3 protein-coding genes are annotated in these 2,840 nt (G+C 62.1%); 1 reads left to right on the top strand and 2 read right to left on the bottom strand.

The window, feature by feature from the left end; genetic code table 11:
- Nucleotides 1–397: sulfatase-like hydrolase/transferase (locus GY725_03600; protein MCP4003260.1), on the bottom strand; the 397-nt coding region annotated here is incomplete at its 3' end.
- A gap of 14 nt (nt 398–411) precedes the next feature.
- The gene (locus tag GY725_03595) at nt 412–1,572 is read right to left on the bottom strand and encodes an ABC transporter substrate-binding protein (GenBank protein ID MCP4003259.1); all 1,161 of its coding nucleotides are present in this window, start codon (nt 1,570–1,572) and stop codon (nt 412–414) included.
- Between the two features lie 410 nt (nt 1,573–1,982).
- Here GY725_03595 and GY725_03590 point away from each other — a divergent pair.
- The coding region (locus tag GY725_03590; protein ID MCP4003258.1) for a helix-turn-helix domain-containing protein at nt 1,983–2,840 on the top strand (858 nt) is incomplete at its 3' end.

The following is a 2,840-nucleotide window of genomic DNA, read 5'->3' as shown; positions in this document are numbered from 1 at the left end:
TTCCGGTCCGGACGGGATGGCGTCCCGTCAGGAACGCGACGCGAGTGGGCGTGCAGGATGGCTCGGTGTACATGCGCTGAAGGCTGAGTCCCTCCCGGGCCATGGCGTTCAGGTTCGGCGTGCTGTAGCCGCGGATCACGTCCAGATCGGGCATCGCGAGCTCGCCGAACCCAACATCGTCGAGCAGGATGTAGATGATGTTCGGCGGCTTCCCGCCGTTGTTCCTGCGGATCTCAGCCAGCTTCGCATCGATCTGCCGATCGTCCGCTCTCCACGTCTCACCGTTCTGAGCTTCGAGCAAGGCAAATTCCGCGTCGTGGACGATCCCGGACTGACCGCCCGCGCCGGTCGTCACCGCACCGACAGCGCCGAGTCCCGCGGCGAGAATGCCGAGCATCGTGGAGGCGTGTCTCATTCTGATGTCTCCGTAAGTTGCAGTGTCGAGGGATGGAAGATCTCCTCGACGTCCAGCCGGCGCTTCGCCAGGCCTTGTTCATAGGTGTAACGCATGATGAGCTCGAGTTCCGTGCGGTTCGCTTCGATGCCGTAGGGCCAGTAGTTGTCGCCCATCAACTTCTGCGTATCCAGGAATTCCTGTGTCGCCCACGGCAGTGTCACCTTGAGCGCCGTTGTCGTCTCGAGGTCGTCGTAGGCCGCCTGCTTGGCGCGGCTATACATGGAGAAGATCGCCCCTGGCAGGCCGGGATTCGCATCCGCGAAGTCCTTACGGATCGCGATCGCGTGCATGATCGGGAACACGCGCGCCTTCTTGTAGTACGCCTGTTCGGCTGACCGGAAGTCAGGAAACAGCCGCTTCACGTTCGGGTTCCTATCGAGGAAAGCCCTGGGCGTGGTGGCGGAGATGAGCGCATCGACGTCGCCGGCAATGATCATCTCCGATTCGTCTACGCCGGGCGGACCCTTCTCGAAGGGAAAGCCATCGGGAAAGACGTAGCTCCCGATGCTCGCGCTCAGCGTGCCTCCGTCGGAGCTCTTCGTGGTTTCGACCCAGCGCATCTCGTCCGGCTTGACGCCGTGCATGTCCTGGAGGAAGCCGCGGGTCCACGTGGATGCGCTCATGCCGTAACCGGGGGTGCCGATACGCTTCCCTCGCAGATCCTCGGGCTTCTCGATCCCGCGGTCGGGCCGTATGTAGATATCGCGGTGCCGGAACATCCGCGAGATGAAGACGGGAATCAGCGTGTACGCCCTGAAGTCTTCGTTCGCGTACTTCTTGACGTACGGGATGAGGCCGGTCTCGCTGACCTCGTACGTCCGCGCAGACCCGAAAACGCCTGCATTGAGACGGTAGATGTCCTTGACATGAAAGCTGAGGTCGCAGCCATCCACGCCGAGCCGCCCATCCTGGATCGCCCGCACGCGGTCATAGGCGTACCCGGCGATCTTGACCTGGACTCGGTTCCCGTGTGCCGCCCGGGCTTCCCGACCGCTGAACACTCCGAACGCACCGGTTGCGATGCCCGCAGCCGCCGTCTTCATTACGTCGCGTCGATTGACTCCGCGATCCCGACTTGGCGCATCCCCAGTCTGTTCAGGCGTTGCTTGGCCCACCGCAAACATCTCCTCTACGTGACTCACCGACGGGCTCTGAGGAACCGTGCCAGACACTTGTGGACGATCCCCGAGAGCGAACTGGCCTCTCGTTCGGCGAGACGCTCCAACTTGGCGAATTCCTCATCCGTGACGTACGTGACCACACGCTTCGCTCGAACCAGCTCAGGCTTCCCCCGCGGGCGACCGGGCGTCCTTCGCGGCGTCTCGAACGTGGCCAAACCGTGTTCCTGGAGGTCTGAATCCGATTCAGGGGATCGAATAGTCAATGGACAGTCGTTTATCGTGCCGGCATACTATGTGTCGCTCTCCGAGCGCAACATCAAGAATTCGCACGGGGCGTTGACGTGTCAGGAATCGAGACCAAGACCGTTCGTACCCCCCAAATGGTGGACGCGCGGTTCTCGGGTTTGGACGAATTCCTCCGCCTCGCCGGTGATTGGACACTCGACTTCTGTCAGTTGGACACTGGAGCGTCGACCGGCGAGTACATGCATCTCGCGGGTCCCGGGATTGGATTGGAGAGATTCGAGTTCTCCCGCGGCTACGCCAAGCACGGGGAGACTCCGCCGGGGATGCGGACGTTCGGGATACTGGAGCGCGAGGTCGACTGCGTCAGTTGTTGCGGGTCGTCGATGTCCGCGCAGAGCATCTTCGCATTCCCGGCCAACCGTGAATTCGAAGCGACCTCGGGGCCAGGGTTCTCCGCCTACTCCTTGTCGGTAAGCGAGGAGGTTCTCGAGCAGACCGCAGAGCTCATAGGTGCACGTGAGTTCGGTCGCCTGATCGAGCCTGGGCTTCATCAACTCGATCCGACAGCGATGCAGGGCCTGCGAGGTGAGCTTCGCTCGCTCCGCAGCGCGGTTAGAGAGAATCCACAGCTCAGTGGAACACACGAGATCAAGGAGCGGCTCCGCTTCGAGATCCCGAGATTGCTTCTGGAGACACTGGCCTCGGGACGGGTCGAGGAATCGCCGGTGCCCGACTCGCGTTCTCGCCAGACGGCATTGAAGCGAGCCCGAGTCCTGCTGGAAGACATCACGGACGAACCGGTCACGATTCGCGAAGTCTGTCAGGCGACAGGAATGAGCTGGCGCACTCTGAACTATGCCTTCCGCGAGTACTTCGGCATCAGCCCAAAGACCTACCTGACGGCGATCAGGCTGCATCGAGTCCGGACGCATCTCCTGCGTCCGGATCCGTCAACGACCGTTGCACACGTGGCCAACAGACAGGGCTTCTGGCACATGGGGCAGTTTGCAGCCGAC

The organism is bacterium, from assembly GCA_024226335.1.
GTDB lineage: Bacteria > Myxococcota_A > UBA9160 > SZUA-336 > SZUA-336 > JAAELY01.
The sequence above is the reverse complement of the archived record's forward strand: the minus strand, read 5'-3'. Positions and strand labels throughout refer to the sequence as shown.